This window comes from Mucilaginibacter sp., assembly GCF_964263795.1.
Classification (GTDB): Bacteria; Bacteroidota; Bacteroidia; order Sphingobacteriales; family Sphingobacteriaceae; genus Mucilaginibacter.
Window position 1 is genome coordinate 22479 of sequence record NZ_CAXVWK010000088.1, and the last position, 17401, is coordinate 39879.

Sequence of the window (17401 nt, forward strand, 5' to 3'; positions counted from 1 at the left end):
GGGAAAAAATCGGCGCGGTGGTAAGGTAGATAAAATGACTATGTAGTAACTCCGCGTTAGGGATTGCAGTGAAAACCCCGCAAGGTGTACTGCTTCTATCGGCGGTAGGCCTGAGGAGTTGTAACGGAAAGCCAGGGCCGCAGGCAACGCCCGTATCAACTTAGTTTAAGTAATAAATGCGTATTTAGTCCCTGGATCTGTAATCCGCAAATCAATAAAATGCTTTAATCAAGGTCTATTTTCCGTACTTTTGCACCCTGTTACATATATCATGAGCGAAGAAAGATCACTGAATTTTATAGAGGAAATTGTTGAAGCAGACATTGCTGCCGGCAAGAACGACGGCCGTGTTTTAACCCGTTTCCCGCCCGAGCCTAATGGTTACCTGCATATAGGGCATGCCAAGTCGATATGCCTTAACTTTGGTTTGGCGCAAAAATATAATGGCAAAACCAACCTGCGTTTTGATGATACCAACCCGGTAAAAGAAGACGTGGAATATGTAGACAGTATAAAAGAGGATGTAAAATGGCTGGGCTTTGATTGGGCCGAAGAGCTTTACGCGTCAGATTATTTTGATAAATTATATGACCTGGCTGTAGAACTGATCAAACAGGACCTGGCTTATGTGGATGACAGCACCGCAGAAGAAATAGCAGTACAAAAAGGTACACCCACAGAACCGGGCGTAGCTAACCAATACCGCAGCCGCAGCATTGAAGAAAACCTGCAGCTTTTTGCAGATATGAAGGACGGCAAATACCCGGACGGCGCTAAAGTGCTGCGTGCAAAGGTAGATTTGGCTGCTGCCAATATGCAGCTGCGCGACCCATTGATGTACCGCATTAAACATGCCCACCATCACCGTACCGGCGATGCCTGGTGCATTTACCCGATGTATGATTTTGCCCACGGCCAAAGCGATGCCATTGAGCAGATCACCCACTCGATATGCACGGTAGAGTTTATTCCCCACCGCCCGCTGTACGATTGGTTTATAGAGAAATTAAGCTTATTCCCGAGCAAGCAATACGAGTTTGCGCGCCTTAACTTAAACTACACGGTAATGAGCAAGCGCAAGCTGCTGCAGTTGGTAGAAGAAGGGCATGTTGACGGTTGGGATGACCCGCGTATGCCTACCATTAGCGGCCTGCGCCGCCGTGGTTATACGCCTGCCAGCATCCGCGAGTTTTGCGAGCGCATCGGTGTAGCCAAGCGCGAGAACATGATAGATGTAGGCCTGCTGGAATTTTGCATCCGCGAGGATTTGAACAAAACTGCCTGGCGCCGTATGGCTGTGCTTGACCCGGTGAAACTGATCATTGATAATTACCCGGACGGGCAGCAAGATATCTTCCACGGAGAAAATAACCCCGAAGCGGAGGATGGCGATGGCAGCAGGGAGTTTCCGTTTAGCAAGGAACTTTGGATAGAGCGTGACGACTTTATGGAAGAGCCTACCAAAAAATATTTTCGCCTGGGTATTGGCCTGATGGTAAGGCTGAAGAATGCCTACATTATTAAAGGCGAAAGCATTGTTAAGGATGCAGATGGCAATATTACCGAGATTCACTGCTCCTACATCCCCGAATCAAAAAGCGGTAACGATACCAGCGGCACTAATGTAAAGGGTACCATACACTGGGTGAGTGCGGCACATGCCAAAACCGCCGAAGTGCGCCTTTACGACCGCCTGTTTAAGGTGGAAGACCCGGGCAATGAAGATGGCGATTTTAAGGATTACATTAACCCAAACAGTTTGGAGATTTTAACCAACGTATTTATAGAGCCCGACCTGGCCAACGCAACACCCGGCACCCCGGTGCAGTTTATGCGTAAAGGTTATTTTACTTTAGATAAAAACTCAACCCCTGATCAATTGGTGTTTAACCGCACCGTGACGTTGAAAGATGGGTGGGTGAAGAAAGGTTAAGCTAAAAGGTGAAAGGTTAAAGCTGAAAGGCGAAAGGTTGTAAAACTTTTCGCCTTTTTTATTTAAAGAAACATGTCATTGCGAGCGATAGCGCGGCAATCTCATAGCGTGTAAAGCGGTAATGCATAGGCGAGGAGATTGCCACGTCGCTGCGCTCCTCGCAATGACACAATTTTTTTTTGACCTTTATAATCCCGGTGCGTCATTGCGAGGTACGAAGTAATCCCTAATAAGATTAGTTCTCCGTTAGGTAGGGCAGCAATTGATAAATCGTCAGTGGATGTTAATTTCTTTTTTGTCGTAAAAAAGAAACGGAACCAAAGAAAAAACACGCGGCTGTGTAACACCCTACAAACGGTTTGTGCTTTAGCACTGGCAGTAATACCCGTGTGTTACAAGGCCGCATTTAAAAGGTAGCGTTCGGTTCGTCAAGCGCAATTTCTTACTCCTGGACCACTCATCTTTCCCTAATACTTTCAATAAACATTATACAACACATCCAAATAGCAGGGAGTTAGGCGAGGCTTTCTCCTTCAACGGACAAGTCGCGATTAGCACCTTCCTACAAATCAGCAGGTAAGCTTCGGACAAAAACGGGCAGAACATGGTGGACTGTGGGCAGGAGGGGGAATAAGTAATATTGCTGCAGCGCCGGTATGTGCGACTTAGCGGGGCAAGTTTACGTACCCGTGGTTCTGCTCGTTTTGCAGGGAGGGGCCTTGTGCGGCAAAGAAGCCTCTCTGCTAAAAGCACTTTTTGTTACTTTTTGGTGCTTCAAAAAGTAATGGGCCTCTGCGGCCAGAAGCAGGCGGCCGTTCATACAAACCACTATGCTAACAAAACTTCTCCCTAATACTTCCTATATACATTATACAACACATCCAAATCGCATGGTGTTAGTACGGGCATTTCGTCTGTTTGTACAAAGTGGCGTTTAAAGGCGGTGATAGCGGCCGGCAGATCGCGGGTATCATAACCGATCAGTCGTAAGGCGGTGGTGCTGTCGAAACCTTCGGGGGCGGGCGACTGTACAACATCCGGCCAGTAGCCGAAACCTTTTTGAGCCAACAGCATCCACGGAAAGTACTTACCCGGATCTGGCTTGCGCGGCGGTGCTATATCGCCATGGCCCACAAAGTTAGCTGCCGGAATGTTATAGGCGCGTTTAAGCTGCGCAAGCAACAACAGTACACTATTCATCTGTTTTGGGTTGAACGGCTCGCGGCCGTTATTGTCAATCTCGATACCGATAGAACAGCTGTTCATATCCGTAACGTTTCCCCATTTACTTACACCTGCATGGTAGGCACGTAAATAATCATTCAGCATGTGCACCACTTTGCCATCTTTACCTACCACATAATGGGCGCTTACCTGCGTACGCACCAGTGTAAAGGTTTTAACCGTTTGCGCCAGCGAATCCTGCGCGGTGTAATGGATGATCACATAATTAGGCTTGCGCAGGTTAAAGTTAACCGTACCTATAAATTCGCTGCTAATGGCGGCGCCCAGGCTATCAGTAAGCGTAGCAGGCGTTTCCTGCTTAATCACCGCTATAAGGCTATCGGTTTGGTTAGCATAAACCTTATTAGTCACCTCGTGCGGGTTAACGATCTTTTTAGAACAGGACGCAAAAACAGCAGCGAATAAAAGGAATAGTAGTAAGTAACGGTTTTTCATGAAAACGAAAGTAGAGAAATATGTTGAGTAACTGTAAATTGGATGAAGGGTTTGGGGAGTTACTTAAGCAATTTTCTAAGCTACGCTTGGACGTTTTTGCGCTTCAACTTTAGAATAAAATGATGCTTCATCTAGATCTGATTGAGAGATGCCTGATCTTAACAAATACGAAGCATACTTTCTAATTACGTCATTTGTAAGTTCATCACTTAGAGATATTAAATATTCGTATTTTGAATCTTTGTTAATTAAATTAGAATCATTTATTAGGAAATAGTTCGTAAGGTTTATTTTACCTCCAGAATATGATGGAGTAGGAAGTAAATACCTATACTTAATACCAGTGTTCTGAGGATTGTCGTTTAAATAATTATGGACGGCTTTAGTATCCTTACTAAAGTCTTTAACCTTTTTTTCTTCTAGAGATTCGATTGAGCAGCATAGATAATTTCCATTACAATAACCATTATTTATATCACACCGCGGCGTAATTATCAAAATTTCAGATTTATCTTCTTTGTTTCTAAATATATCGCCTGTCCAAATTGGAAAGTCGCTGCTACGCCTATAATAATGTTCAATTGCATTAATTTTAATTTCTTCAATCTTTGTAGAATCTGAAGATTTTCTAGCTGCTAGCAAATTCTGAAATAATGACCGAACAGCCATTCTTTCGAAAACATCCTTTGTTCGCCTTTTAAAATTATCCTCGCCCGAATTTTTAATTGACTCGATTATTAAGCTAATTTCATCTCCTTTAAATTGCTCTATAAAAGCTTGGTGTATTTGAATATAAATTTCTTTTTCAATTGATCCACCCGGACAAAATATATCAAGAAATCCAGACTCATCAAATAATGCAATCTTATTTAATATAACTTCCAAAGATGTTGAACTTTTGTCAATTTTGAATAGCGTTCCTAGGTCGTCATAGCCTTCCACAGTATGGGCAAATGCACTGTGGATAAATATTGGAATAGGGTATTTTTTATAATTTTCTTTAATGTCGTCAAGAATGTCAAATTTTAATGCCTCCGCTTCTTCATTCGTTACTGACAAGTCAAATATCAGCACCTTTACGGTGTTCATTATCTGCTGGTTTTTTAAAACTGCGCGCACTTCTTGTTTAGTGCTACATTCAATAACTTGGATGTTTAAGCCCATTTTACGTAAAGTTTCTCCATAAGACTTTCGTATAACTGCATCATCGTCAAATACAACTATCATTTTTTTGATATTAAAGGTTTAAGTATAAATGCTGGACCGTAACTATAATTTTCACACCAAATTTCCCAATCGTTGGTGCCCAAAAGACTTCTTGTATAGGCTAGGCCAAGCCCAGACCTGAGATTACCCTTTTTATGAGAAACCCCATAGTTAAATATATTTTCCAACTCTCCAATATCTACTTTTGGGCCATTATTAGAGATTGATATCTCACCGTTTATGCCTTTCTTGAAGAAAATAGTTTTATCCTTTAGTTCCGTCTGTGTTAACCAATAAATAGAATTGTTTAATATATTTAAAAATGATATCCATAAATGATATTCATGATCATTTATAAAAAATTCATTGAAACTTTCATCTACAGTAACTGATATATTGTTGGCAATTAAGTCTTTTGTAAGCAGATAGCAAACCTTATTAAAAATATCTAGAGGCTTAAATCTTTTCTTCCTTGAAATTCCGATTGCGGGCTGTAATGACTCTTTTAAAAGATCCAATGTATTAACAGCCGTTTTAATTCCGCTCATTTCAGCTAGAATCTCATTTCGATCTTCTAGTTTTGCTACACGTCCGACGGGAAATTTCATGGCAAAAAGACATTTTCCAATTATCATCATAGGTTGAGCCATTTCGTGATACACTAACTCTAAACCGCTGCCAAGTGTAGCAAGCCTTTGTGAAAAACTTAAAGAATTCTCCAAATTGTCTAACGTTGTGGAAATCTCATTAAGATAGTTTTCAGCTTCATTTATAACTTTCTTGTCCTTAGTGATATTTTTTATAAAATCCAAAAATCTCGACGAGTCAGGCCTGTCATTTTTACTGTCCGCTTTCCGCCCAATTCCATGTTTTTGTCTATAATTATATCGCTGTTTACCTACGTCTAATAAAATAGATCTAAGAACTTTCTTAAACGTAATAAATGCTTCATTTTCAAAAAAACCTTCTCTATTTGTCTTTTCACTTAACGCATCATTTTCAGGAGAATAAAGAAATATATTCCCAATTAATTGATTGACGCCTATAACCGCAGATGGATTTTGTACTCGCATTTGAGATAGTCCCATCCAATCACTTTCTTCATCACCATACGGCTTGACACCAAATCCATTTTTTGAAATCCTTAACCCAACTATTTCGTCTAATAAACGACCCGTCTCTCGTCGACCTGGTGATTTTAAAAATTTGGATAATTTGTCCATTGCATCAGGATCCCTATCGAACACCCGAATGTCAAAATAAAATTCGCCTACCTTGTTAGTTGTTGCTTGGTTGATTTCTTCTATTTTTCTACCCCTTGAATAATCTGCTGAAAAAACATCTGCAGCAATTAAAGAAAAAGGTATATTGAAAGAATCTTCAATTAATCTATTGCAATAATAAATACCCGTCACATCTCCAGATCTATCAACCTTTCCTAAAACCCGATAGTCAAAATTCGATAGAATTGAATATTCTTCAATTTTTAGAAACTCATCATCAAAGTTGTTTTTTATCAAATTGCAACCAAAAAAAAGATCAAACGTGCTTTCTGGCGTGGCAATTTCATATTTTTTATCTAAAATCCTTTTTTGTATCAACTCATCTTGAATGGTTGAATTTAATATAAGCGGAGTTATTAGAATTTTAAGCGACCGAATTAAATCAATATCTTGGATTTCAATATCGCCATTCAAGAATTCGTCCTCGACAATAGTTGTAATTGAATCGTCCAAACTTTCGACAATAATCAAGCTACCTTCTTTAAAATCAACTAACTTTTTTGCTTTTAAATAATTCGTTAAGACTTGATTACTCGTGTAATTCTTTATTTCAATTACATCATTATTAGTTAATATCTCAGAAATCTTTTCGGTACGCCCTCCCGGAAACTTTATTTCGCTTAATAATAATTCGTCTTTAAATTTTTCCCTATCAATGACTAACCAATTATAATGCGTTTCTTCTGCTGTCTTTGTTATAACTGTTAGATACCTTCCTAAAGCCATTGCCGCTAAACGCCCAATACCTTTGCTTCCCAAAAAATTACGATGGAATATTTTACTTTTGCCTGATCCACCTCTTTTTTGGCTAACTGAAGGTTGTAGCCAATCTCCAAAAAGAGTGTCGGAATTCATACCTAATCCATTGTCAGATATGCAAATAAAACTTTGGGAGTTATCTTTACTATAATTTAGATAGACTTTACAAGTTGTAGCATCAGCGTCGTAACCATTTTTTATAAGTTCGTTTATTGCCGTTGACGGATGACCAATCAACTCTTCCCCCATTTGTATTATCGATCTAGCACCGGGTTCAAACCTGTAAACGTAATTTTCCATTCAGATAAATTTAATTAATTCTGCCGCAATATTTTGAGCCATTAAAGGTGGTACTGCATTACCAATTTGCTTAAAAGCTGCGGTTCTATTTTTACTCTCTTTTACACCTTCAAAATAAAAATCATCTGGGAAAGACTGTAATCTCGCTGCTTCTCGCACACTAATTGAACGATTTTGCTCAATATCAGGATGAATATAATAATGTCCATCTTTCGCGATGTGTGCAACAACTGTTTGAGAGCTGCCTAGATCTGCAGCAACTACTTTAAATCTATCAAAAAATGAGGTCTGATTTAAATGGGTTTTAAGTCTATCTGGCAAGTTAATGTAATTTAGTCTTTCTTTTTTTTCGGACCATAAATCAACAGCAATTCTATAAATCTCCTTATCTTGATCAGTGTGTGGCCTGCTAATGTGTTGAGTAAGAATACCTTCCTCGTTTCTTATTTTACTTATACTTAAGTACTCATTTACGTCTGTACGATAGTTTAAAAATTTGTCTACACCTCCATTAGCTTCAATTTGAGGCAAGTCTGAGAAAATATTTGCAACAGAAAATTTAGCTGATTGTATAGGCTCAAAATTTGGAAGGGTAAAGTTTAGTTCCTTTTTATAGCCAATTAAAATCACTCTTTTACGCTTCTGCAATACCCCAAAATCATCCGCATGCAAAACAAAATCTGCAACTTCATAACCCTGTTTAGCAAATAAATTAAGCATCGTCTTAAAATAATTGCCATCATTGGCTGATTTTAGACCTAACACATTTTCAAATACAAATATTTTAGGGTTATACCGTTCCAAAAATTTGATGTACTCAAAAAACAGGTAATTTCTAGGATCCTGTTTCATACCATTATTCCTAGACCGGCCAGCAAGTGAATACGCTTGGCAAGGCGGGCCGCCAACAATTAAGTCGATATCTTTCTTATCGTTTTCTCTTTCAATTGTATCAAAAATAGCTTGATTGTTTTCTTTTCCTATCGCTAAATTAATGACACTTTCTAAGCATTCATTTGGTACTAACGAGTAAAGTTCATCCCTATTAATTTCGCCTTTTAAATATGATCCATAAATATGGCTTTTATTATTTTCTTTTAAAAAATAATAAGCGGAACGCGTCTTTAGTGAAAAACAAGCTGCGTTATCCATTTCTACGTGGGCAACCGGATCAAATCCAGCTCTTTTAAATCCTTCAGACAATCCACCAGCACCTGCAAATAAATCTATATATTTTAATCCTCTACTCATGTCCTTTCAAATGAAGTAGAGTTAAAAAATTCCTTTAGGGAAGTATCAAGAGCAAAAATTATTTTTTCAAGATTGATTACGGAAACATTACGTTTTCCATTTTCAACTTCGTTAACGTAAGTCTTATCTATCTCAGCTTTAAAGGCTAAAGCTTCCTGGGTGAGTTTTAAATTTGTTCGGTATTCCTTTATGCGCAGGCCGATTTTCTTTCGAATATCCATAGCTGCAAGCTATCTTCAATTCGACTATAAGTCAATCGGATATAAGTGAACTTTGTGGATTTATCCACGGTTGAGAGTAGCCAATAAATGCAGGAATGTAGCCTCAATTGTTTGTTTTTTCAGCTCGCACTCCCAGAGTTTTATAATCTTCCATCCTGCAGCTTTTAGTAGTATCTCCGATTTATCATCATTAACGGAGTTGCCCTGAATTTTATTTAGCCACCATTCAGTACGGGTTTTGGGGATCACGTAATATTTACATCCCTCATGTCCATGCCAAAAGCATCCATGTATAAAAATTACAGTTTTGTATTTAGGCAATACAATATCCGGCTTACCCGGCATGCCCTTTACATGCAGGCGGTAACGAAAACCATTTTTGTGCAAAAACTTTCGCACCAAAAGTTCGGGCTTGGTGTCCTTACTTTTAATGCGCGACATATTATAGCTTCTGGTTTCTTTGGAGTGTACATCTGCCATATCCTATCAACCTTTATCCGCTATTCTTTGTTTCAAGGCTACAGATCGTATCTCTTATAAAAAGCATGTAAAAAAGCTTGCATTTTAGGCAAATTCTACACTTTTTCTCCCAGTTAGGCATATATATTTCACCAGATTGGTGTCAAGGCAAGCAAATTTTCCATACGGTCAAAAACATAACCACCTGATTGTCAGTGTTTCTAAATGTCATAAAAATGCAATTAGTTGATAATCAAGCGTTCACGGGAATTTTCACGGTGTTCACGGCCGTGAACGTGAACACTTATGTTATGCTGTTTAATACTGCCCAACACTCAACAATACCAGCGTGCAGGCGTAATCGGTTTCTATACCGGCCTGCTGTGCCATGCGGCGAAGCTCCTCATTTTCGGTGCCGGGGTTAAAAATGATGCGTTTGGGTTTGGTGTTCAGGATATAGTCGTACAGGGGTGGCTGGTTCATGGGGCCGACGTACAGGGTAATGGTATCAATATCTGTGTGGATGGCTTCGGGCTTTTCTATGGGCACACCGGCCACCTCGCCGGTTTTAATACCTACATTGACAATGGTATGCCCGCGGCCGGCTAAACGGCTGGCGGCTAAGTAAGCGTAACGGCTTGGGTCGGGCGTGGCGCCCAGTATCAGTGTTTTTTTATCGGCCATAAGTATATAACGTGCAAGGTAGGGATTTGGTTTTTATCTGGTGCGGGGAGCGGGTGTAGGGTGCGGTGATTTTTGGAACGGGAGAGAAAAGGTTCGGGAAGCGGAGATTTCGGAAAGGAAGGTTTTATCTGCGTTGTCCCCCATACCCCGCTCCCCGCACCTGACTCCACACACCGTTTCCAAAAAATAAAAATAATTTAAAATGTTTTCCTGGCACGCTCGTCTTTATCTTTAAACACACCACAAGTTGACAACCGTAGTAATGCCCCAGGATAAAAACAGCCACATCATACAAACCATTGCGTCGTATGGTAAAAGCCTGCTGGGGTTTATTCGCAAACGGGTAAAGAATGATGCCGACGCCGAAGACATTCTGCAGGATGTTTGGTACCAGTTCAGTAACGTGCTGAATGCGGGCCCGGTAGAGCAAACCAGCTCGTGGTTGTACAAAGTGGCGCGTAACCGCATACTTGATAAGCATAAAAAACATACTGAAACATTGCTTGACGATATGCTGCCCGGCGATGAGGATGATGATGACGCACCGGACTTTAAAGCCATCCTGCTTACCGAGGGCACCACGCCCGAAACCGTATATCTGCGCAACCTGTTTTGGGAGCAGCTTTTTGAAGCACTTGATGAACTGCCCGAAACACAACGGCAGGTGTTTATCTGGCAGGAACTGGAGGACAAACCCTTTGAGGAAATTGCCCTGATGACAGGCGAGAACGTAAACACGCTGGTATCACGCAAGCGGTATGCGGTATTACATCTGCGTAAGCGGTTAAAACAACTTTATAAAGAAATCACAGAATATTAAAGAATTAAAGAAAATGAAAAAGATATTTTACGAAAAGCGGTTTTTCTTCATCCCCTTCGGGATAGCCGCAATATTGGCCCTGGTAAGTTTTGTAGTAATGCAGCTGTGGAACAACCTGCTGCCCGAGATACTCCACGTAGGCACTATTACTTTTTGGCAGGCTATGGGCATATTTATTTTGAGCAAGATATTGTTTGGTTTTGGCGGCAAGGGTGGTGGCCGTGGCGGGGCTCCCTGGATGCGCCGGAAGCAAATGATGGAAGAAAAGTTCGGTGCAATGTCTGAAGAGGACAAGGCCCGCTTTAAACAACAATGGAAAGACCGCTGCAACTGGGGCCGCCGGGGCCGTGACGACTGGCGCGACTCCTGGAAAGACGCGCCGATTGCGGAGAAAGAGACGAAGGATGGATAACCGTTGTTATCTTGAACGGAAAGAAGAAATCTTTTACAAGCGATATACAAATAATACCGGTGTAAAAGATTTCTCTTTGTCCAGTTTGGTCAAAATGATATTTTACAAATTACATCACCCTAAAACCATTGATCATGGATGTGTTGATATTTAAAACAAGTGTTGCCAACGTGCAGCAGGTTAACCGGGTAAACTACCTGCTATCGGGCATGGCAGATATCAAGCAATACAACTTCGATCTGGAAGATTGCGATAATATCCTACGCGTGGTTAGCAAAGGTATCGAGCCGCAAACCATTAACCACATGCTGGCTATTGCCGGGTTCACTTGCGAAGAATTACCGTATTGATATTGAATTGACTATCCTCCAACAATTCTGTTGAGCAGTGCAATTTGCCCGCTGTGATAAATATGGTGCTGTATCAGTCCTTCAATAAGCGCCTGATAGCTTACGTGTTTATTATCCTCACCAAAGCGTTGGTCGTTGGTGATGTCTTCCCACCTGTCACCAGGGAAATCATTGATGATCTTATCGAGGTTCACATTGGCTAGTTTAAAGTCGGCGATAAGCTGTTTCCATCTGGATTCATCGGGTGTGCCGGGATTGGGCCAATCGCCTGCTGGTGGTTCGCCCGCTAAGTTGCCACCCATACGTGCGCTTACTTCCTGTGTCCAGCCCAGCATGTGCAGCAATATACCGGCAATGTTGTGTACAGATCCGTCGGGAGTTTCGTAAGCCTGTTCAAATGCTATCTTATCTAAAATTTCATAGGTAGAAGGCCCGTACCATGGATTGTGCGCCAGCACCTGGTTAAGTGACGATTGAAGTTTTTCGGCAATGGTTGTCATGGTTGGATAACACACGATAGTGCGGGTTGGTTTTAGCGTCGACTGCTGCTAAATTGTTGTGCGTGTGTGCAGATGAAGCCAGTCGGTACCTAAACGGTCAGGTATCGTTTCACACCGTCAGCGCAATTTACGCCATCAATAGCGGCAGATATAATGCCACCTGCGTAACCGGCACCTTCGCCGCAGGGAAACAAACCCGCAACCTGCGGATGCTGAAAGTTTTCCCTATCTCTTGGTACTTTGATTGGCGATGAGGTACGAGACTCCACCCCCACTAAAATGGCCTCGTTAGTGTAATAACCCTTCATTTTCCGGCCGAAGGCAGGCAACGCTTTACGTAAGCGGTTGTGGATCCAACCGGGCAGTACTTCTTTCAAATCCGCACTTTTGCAGCCGGGCAGGTAAGAGTTTACGGGCAGATCTACCGACACCCTTCCCTCAACAAAATCAACCATGCGCTGGGCCGGGGCAACCAGGTTACCGCCGCCTGCCTTAAATGCTAAATGTTCAGCCTGCTGCTGAAAGTTCAGCATCCGGAAAGGGTCATCCATATCCCCTTTCACATCTTCCATATTGATCTGCACAACTGTGCCCGAGTTGGCAAAAGGGTTGTTGCGTTTAGACGGACTCCATCCGTTTACTACTATCTCGTCCTGCGCGGTGGCACAAGGGGCAATAATACCGCCCGGGCACATACAAAAAGAAAATACGCCGCGGTCGTCCACTTGTTCTACCAGGTTATAATAGCTTGGCGGTAAATCAGGGCCGCGGTATTCACAATGGTATTGGGCACGGTCAATAATTTCCTGCGGATGCTCAATTCGTACCCCCAAAGCGAAGGGTTTGGCTTCTATCAAAATGCCCTGGTTATGCAGCATCCGGAACACCTCATGCGCCGAGTGGCCTGTGGCTAAGATCACGGCACCGGCCGTTAGCTTTTCACCGTTACCTAATTGTACGCCTTTTATCTTACCAAACGCTACCAGCAGTGCGGTAACTTTGGTATCAAACAGCACCTCGCCACCGGCATTTAAAATGCTTTCGCGCATGGCTGTGATAATCTGCGGTAGTTTGTTAGTACCAATGTGCGGGCGGGCATCTACCAAAATATCTTCGGTAGCGCCGTGGGCTACAAAGGTTTTTAGCACACCATTCACATCGCCACGCTTGGTGCTGCGGGTGTATAGCTTTCCGTCGGAGTAGGTACCCGCTCCACCCTCGCCAAAGCAATAGTTAGATTCCGGGTTTACCAATCCTTGTTTGTTGATATTGGCCAAATCGCGGCGGCGTTGTTTTACATCCTTGCCCCGCTCCAGTATAACCGGTTTTAAACCTTGTTCAATGCATTGCAACGCTGCAAAGATCCCAGCCGGGCCGGCACCTACAATGATCACCCGCCTGGCGTCCCTTATGTTTTGATATTCGGGCGTATAGATGTCTGTCTGCACCGGCTCGTCTATAAACACACGCACCTGCATCCGGTAAAGCACCTTACGGCCACGGGCGTCGATAGACCTTTTTAGGATTTTAATCCCCGTAATTTTTTGTTGTGAAATTTTTGCTGCGGATGATGCCAGTGCTGTTAAAACCGCTTCATCCTCCTGTTGCCCGGGCGGGCAAACAATTTCAACTTCTTTTGTCATGGTTGCAATGCCGGGTTTTTATCCCGGATGCTGTAAAGATAAGGAATCGAAAGAAAATAATTGACGCCAACTGATGGAGGTGCACAAACGTACGGTAACTGTACGAATCCGAACATCTGTAAATGCAATTTTTAAGTTAATATATTGATATACAATGCCTTAATAAAATGGCAGCGGTTTGGCATACATGCTTTCAAATGGATACGATGACACCTACAACCGATACACGATTAAACACTCTTTGGGAAGGATGTTTAAAAAATGACCGGAAGCAACAAGAAATGTTTTACCGCTTACTTGCTCCCAAAATGCTTGCCGTTTGCATGCGTTATGCTAAAGATAAAGACGAAGCGCAGGATATTCTGCAGGAAGGGTTTATAAAAATGTTTAAGCACATGCACAACTACCGCGGCGAAGGCAGCCTGGAAGGCTGGATCCGCCGGATCATGGTGCACAGCGCCATATCACGTTACCGTAAGGCTAAAACAATGGTTTTGGTTGATGATTTTGACGAACAGGGTATCCCGGTTATTATCAGTTATAACAATAACACTTTGGAGGTGAACGATCTGTTGCGGCTGGTGCAAGCCTTACCCAAAATGTACCGCTCAGTATTCAATATGTATGCTATCGAAGGTTTCTCTCACCAGGAAATTGGCAGCAAATTAGGTATGACCGAATTGTTATCCCGCACTACCTTACACCGTGCCCGCACCATTCTTAAAGATAAGCTAAACAGTTTAGCCGTTAGGGAGCGACATTGTTTAGCGGGGTAACGTCTGAATCAGAATTTCCCGAATTGCAACTACGTTAAGTAAAAATGGCTGATCAGCCTAATGCCAAATAATCACTTTCTATTCTAATAACCACCCTTTACTTATGCTTGCTACTCATGTAAAATACCAGTTCTCCGCCGTTCATAATATCATCATGATTGATAGATAAACTTGTATAAGGCTTACCGTTAAGCGTCATCTTTTGCACATAAACATTCTTTTCGCTTTGGTTTTTAACAGTGATGTTAAAGGTTTTGCCATTGCCCACCTGCACAACCGCACTGTTAATAGCAGGGCTTCCAATAGCGTACTCGGGAGAGCCGGGTGCCATCGGGTAAAAACCTAACGAACTAAAGATGTACCAGGCGCTCATCTGTCCTGTATCGTCATTACCGCCTAAACCATCGGGTGTTGGTTTGTACATGCGCGGTAAAATCATACGGATGCGCTCCTGTGTTTTCCAGGGCTTATCCGTCCAGTTATATAAATAAGCTACGTGGTGCGATGGCTCATTACCATGCACATAGTTGCCGATAATGCCATCACGGGTAATATCTTCCGTCTCGGCAAAGTATTTATCAGGCAGGTTCATGGTGAAAAGCGAATCGAGGTAGCCAACAAAGCGTTTGTTGCCGCCCATCAACTTGATCAACCCTTCCGGATCTTGCGGGGCAAACAGGGTATAGTTCCAGGAGTTGCCTTCAATAAACCCTTCATTAATAGTGCTCAGCGGGTCAAACTTGGCTCGGAAAGTACCATCTGCCTTTTTAGGGCGCATGAAACCGGCTTTTGGGTCATATACGTTTTTATAGTTTTCGCTGCGTTTGATGAATTCATTGTAAATGGCGGTGTTACCTAATTTTTTGGCCATTTGCGCTATTGCCCAATCGTCATAGGCATACTCCAGCGTATTAGATACCGATACTCCTGTTTTTTCATCCGGCACGTAACCTTTGTCAATGTACTCGCCGATACCTTCATAGCTGCGGGTGCGGGCTGTAGTTACGGCAGCCATTAACGCCTTATTCGCATCAAAGGGTGCGTTGCCTTTTACCACCGCGTCGGCCAAAACAGATACGCTGTGGTAACCGCTCATACACCAGTTCTCGTTAGCCGAGTTACTCCACACCGGTAACATTTTTTCCGGGCTTTGGTCAAAATGCACCAGCATCGATTTCACCATGTCGGCATTGCGCTGCGGCTGGATGATGTTAAACAGCGGGTGCAGCGCACGGTAAGTATCCCATAACGAGAAGGTGGTATAGTTGGTAAAGCCTTCGGCTTTGTGTACGTTTTGATCCAGCCCTTTATACTGCCCATCCACATCCATGTAAATGGTTGGGTTGATCATGGTGTGGTACATGGCGGTATAAAAATCCTGCTTGCGTTCGGTGCTGCCGGTAACGGTAATTTTTTTCAACTCGGTTTCCCATTGCTGCTGGCCGTCTGCCTTTACCTTCTCAAAATCCCAGCCCGGCACTTCGGCCTGCATGTTGGCCATTGCGCCATCCATGCTCACGCCCGACAGTGCAAATTTGATCTTGATCTTCTCGCCTTCTTCAGTTTTGAAGTCAAAATAAGCACGGATCTGCTTGCCGGCGATTTCAGGAAAATCTTTCGACTGATTAAATTTGCCCCAAAAGCCGCCGTAAGTTTGGCGTTTATCGTATTTCTTGAACCCGTGGTGTACAAACTTTTTATTAAAAGCCATTGCAAAGTATAGGTTACGGGTACGCGCCCAGCCATTAGTTTGGCGGTAACCTACCAGGGTGCTATCGTTAAGGAACTTCACATACGTCCAAACAGTTTTATCCGGATAGTTATAAATTCCGGCCATCAGATCTAAAATAATGTGCGACTGATCTGATTTTGGGAAAGTATACTGATGAAAACCTACACGTGCGCTTGTGGTCATTTCGGCTGTAATGTTGCTTTCATCAAGCTTTACTTTGTAGTAATTGGCCTGGCTCACTTCGTTAGCGTGCGAAAATGCCGAGCGGTAACCGCTGCCGGGCTTATCGGCAGTGCCTGGGTTTAATTTTAAGTTGCCAACAGTTGGCATAATTAAAAAGTCGCCCAGATCTGAGTGGCCTGTACCGCTAAAATGCGTATGGCTAAATCCTACGATGGTTTTATCTTCATACTGGTAACCCGCGCAGTATTCGTAAACTTTCGGGTTATATTTACCATTCAACTCATAGCTTGCCGTATCTGTTTCGGGGCTAAGTTGCACCATACCAAACGGCACGGTAGCGCCCGGGTAGGTATGGCCCATACGCTGGGTACCAATTATTGGCTTAACGTATTGCACCAGTTTTTCGTGAGATGGTATTTGAGCAGTGGCGTACAGGCTTGTACAGGTTAAAGCTATTGCTAAAAGTTTTTTCATTTATATACAGCGGTAACAGATCAGTAAATCAAATTAACGGTAGCAAATATAAAATCATATACATGGTTAGTAGTATTTAATTACATTTACGTACGCCAATTGTAGCCATTATGGCGCAATTGTTACGTTTTGTAACATCGGTATGCCTTTTGTATCTAAATCAAAAATCACATCACTATAAACAACAACACACAATGAAAAAATTATTCTCGGCAATACTAGTTGTGGTGGCAGCAATGTCACTAAGCTCGTGCAGTTATAACAGCATGGTTAAAAGCGACGAAAATGTAAAAGGTAAATGGGGCGAGGTACAAACCCAATATCAGCGCCGCAGCGATTTGATCCCTAACCTGGTATCAACCGTTAAAGGAGAAGCTAATTTTGAAAAAGGAACATTAACAGAAGTTACCGAGGCACGCGCCAAGGCTACATCTATACAAGTCGATCCAACTAAGTTAACGCCTGAAACCATCCAGAAATACCAGGAAGCACAAGGCCAGTTGAGTACAGCGCTTGGCCGTTTATTGGTAGCATCAGAAAACTACCCAACCCTGCGTGCTAACGACGCCTTTAGAGGTTTACAGGTACAATTAGAAGGTACTGAAAACCGTATATCTGTTGCCCGCCGCGACTTTAACGTTGCCGTGCAGGATTACAACAGCAAGATCCGTACGTTCCCTGCCAATCTAACGGCAAAAATGTTTGGGTTTAGCGAAAAAGGCTACTTCCAGTCTG

16 protein-coding genes are annotated in these 17401 nt (G+C 42.6%); 6 read left to right on the forward strand and 10 right to left on the reverse strand.

Annotated elements, in window-relative coordinates; translation table 11 throughout:
* Nucleotides 1-271: 271 nt before the first annotated feature.
* A complete protein-coding gene (locus ACE5CV_RS14730; protein WP_374950952.1) occupies nucleotides 272-1933 on the forward strand; it encodes a glutamine--tRNA ligase/YqeY domain fusion protein in 1662 nt (553 codons plus the stop codon).
* Between the two features lie 849 nt (nucleotides 1934-2782).
* Here the strand turns inward: ACE5CV_RS14730 and ACE5CV_RS14735 are convergent.
* From ACE5CV_RS14735 to ACE5CV_RS14765, 7 genes are all read right to left on the reverse strand, one after another.
* Nucleotides 2783-3613 (reverse strand): N-acetylmuramoyl-L-alanine amidase, encoded by an 831-nt coding sequence (locus ACE5CV_RS14735; protein ID WP_374950953.1) that lies wholly within the window; start codon nucleotides 3611-3613, stop codon nucleotides 2783-2785.
* Between the two features lie 75 nt (nucleotides 3614-3688).
* A complete protein-coding gene (locus tag ACE5CV_RS14740; protein ID WP_374950954.1) occupies nucleotides 3689-4840 on the reverse strand; it encodes a hypothetical protein in 1152 nt (383 codons plus the stop codon).
* Nucleotides 4837-7161 (reverse strand): ATP-binding protein, encoded by a 2325-nt coding sequence (locus tag ACE5CV_RS14745; RefSeq protein WP_374950955.1) that lies wholly within the window; start codon nucleotides 7159-7161, stop codon nucleotides 4837-4839. Before ACE5CV_RS14745 ends, ACE5CV_RS14740 begins: the two co-directional genes overlap by 4 nt.
* Entirely contained in the window at nucleotides 7162-8412 is a 1251-nt protein-coding gene (locus tag ACE5CV_RS14750) for a DNA cytosine methyltransferase (RefSeq protein WP_374950956.1), read from the reverse strand. It lies immediately after the preceding gene.
* On the reverse strand, nucleotides 8409-8633 hold the full coding sequence (locus tag ACE5CV_RS14755; protein ID WP_374950957.1) for a helix-turn-helix domain-containing protein: 225 nt from the start codon (nucleotides 8631-8633) through the stop codon (nucleotides 8409-8411). Before ACE5CV_RS14755 ends, ACE5CV_RS14750 begins: the two co-directional genes overlap by 4 nt.
* A gap of 60 nt (nucleotides 8634-8693) precedes the next feature.
* Entirely contained in the window at nucleotides 8694-9113 is a 420-nt protein-coding gene (locus ACE5CV_RS14760) for a very short patch repair endonuclease (protein WP_374950958.1), read from the reverse strand.
* A 297-nt stretch (nucleotides 9114-9410) separates the two neighbouring features.
* Nucleotides 9411-9776, reverse strand: a complete 366-nt coding sequence (locus ACE5CV_RS14765; RefSeq protein ID WP_374950959.1) for a CoA-binding protein — start codon at nucleotides 9774-9776, stop codon at nucleotides 9411-9413.
* A 247-nt stretch (nucleotides 9777-10023) separates the two neighbouring features.
* Here ACE5CV_RS14765 and ACE5CV_RS14770 point away from each other — a divergent pair, with 247 nt between their 5' ends.
* The 3 genes from ACE5CV_RS14770 to ACE5CV_RS14780 all read left to right on the forward strand — a co-directional run bounded on the left by ACE5CV_RS14770 (nucleotide 10024) and on the right by ACE5CV_RS14780 (nucleotide 11358).
* Entirely contained in the window at nucleotides 10024-10596 is a 573-nt protein-coding gene (locus tag ACE5CV_RS14770) for an RNA polymerase sigma factor (protein ID WP_374950960.1), read from the forward strand.
* Between the two features lie 13 nt (nucleotides 10597-10609).
* Entirely contained in the window at nucleotides 10610-11008 is a 399-nt protein-coding gene (locus tag ACE5CV_RS14775) for a hypothetical protein (RefSeq protein WP_374950961.1), read from the forward strand.
* A gap of 134 nt (nucleotides 11009-11142) precedes the next feature.
* Nucleotides 11143-11358 (forward strand): hypothetical protein, encoded by a 216-nt coding sequence (locus tag ACE5CV_RS14780; RefSeq protein ID WP_374950962.1) that lies wholly within the window; start codon nucleotides 11143-11145, stop codon nucleotides 11356-11358.
* Between the two features lie 11 nt (nucleotides 11359-11369).
* Here the strand turns inward: ACE5CV_RS14780 and ACE5CV_RS14785 are convergent, their stop codons facing one another.
* Together ACE5CV_RS14785 and ACE5CV_RS14790 are read right to left on the reverse strand one after the other, a co-directional pair.
* Nucleotides 11370-11858 (reverse strand): DinB family protein, encoded by a 489-nt coding sequence (locus ACE5CV_RS14785; RefSeq protein WP_374950963.1) that lies wholly within the window; start codon nucleotides 11856-11858, stop codon nucleotides 11370-11372.
* 89 nt (nucleotides 11859-11947) lie between these two features.
* Nucleotides 11948-13501, reverse strand: a complete 1554-nt coding sequence (locus ACE5CV_RS14790; RefSeq protein ID WP_374950964.1) for an NAD(P)/FAD-dependent oxidoreductase — start codon at nucleotides 13499-13501, stop codon at nucleotides 11948-11950.
* Nucleotides 13502-13707: 206 nt separating this feature from the next.
* Between ACE5CV_RS14790 and ACE5CV_RS14795 the strand changes: the two genes are divergently transcribed.
* Nucleotides 13708-14277 carry an RNA polymerase sigma factor gene (locus ACE5CV_RS14795; protein ID WP_374950965.1) on the forward strand — a complete coding sequence of 190 codons (570 nt, stop codon included), beginning with the start codon at nucleotides 13708-13710 and terminating at the stop codon, nucleotides 14275-14277.
* Nucleotides 14278-14374: 97 nt separating this feature from the next.
* On the opposite strand, the gene ACE5CV_RS14800 is transcribed toward ACE5CV_RS14795, so the two are convergent.
* The gene (locus ACE5CV_RS14800; RefSeq protein ID WP_374950966.1) at nucleotides 14375-16666 is read right to left on the reverse strand and encodes a GH92 family glycosyl hydrolase; all 2292 of its coding nucleotides are present in this window, start codon (nucleotides 16664-16666) and stop codon (nucleotides 14375-14377) included.
* 194 nt (nucleotides 16667-16860) lie between these two features.
* On the opposite strand from ACE5CV_RS14800, the gene ACE5CV_RS14805 reads away from it, so the two are divergent.
* The coding region (locus ACE5CV_RS14805; RefSeq protein ID WP_374950967.1) for a LemA family protein at nucleotides 16861-17401 on the forward strand (541 nt) is incomplete at its 3' end.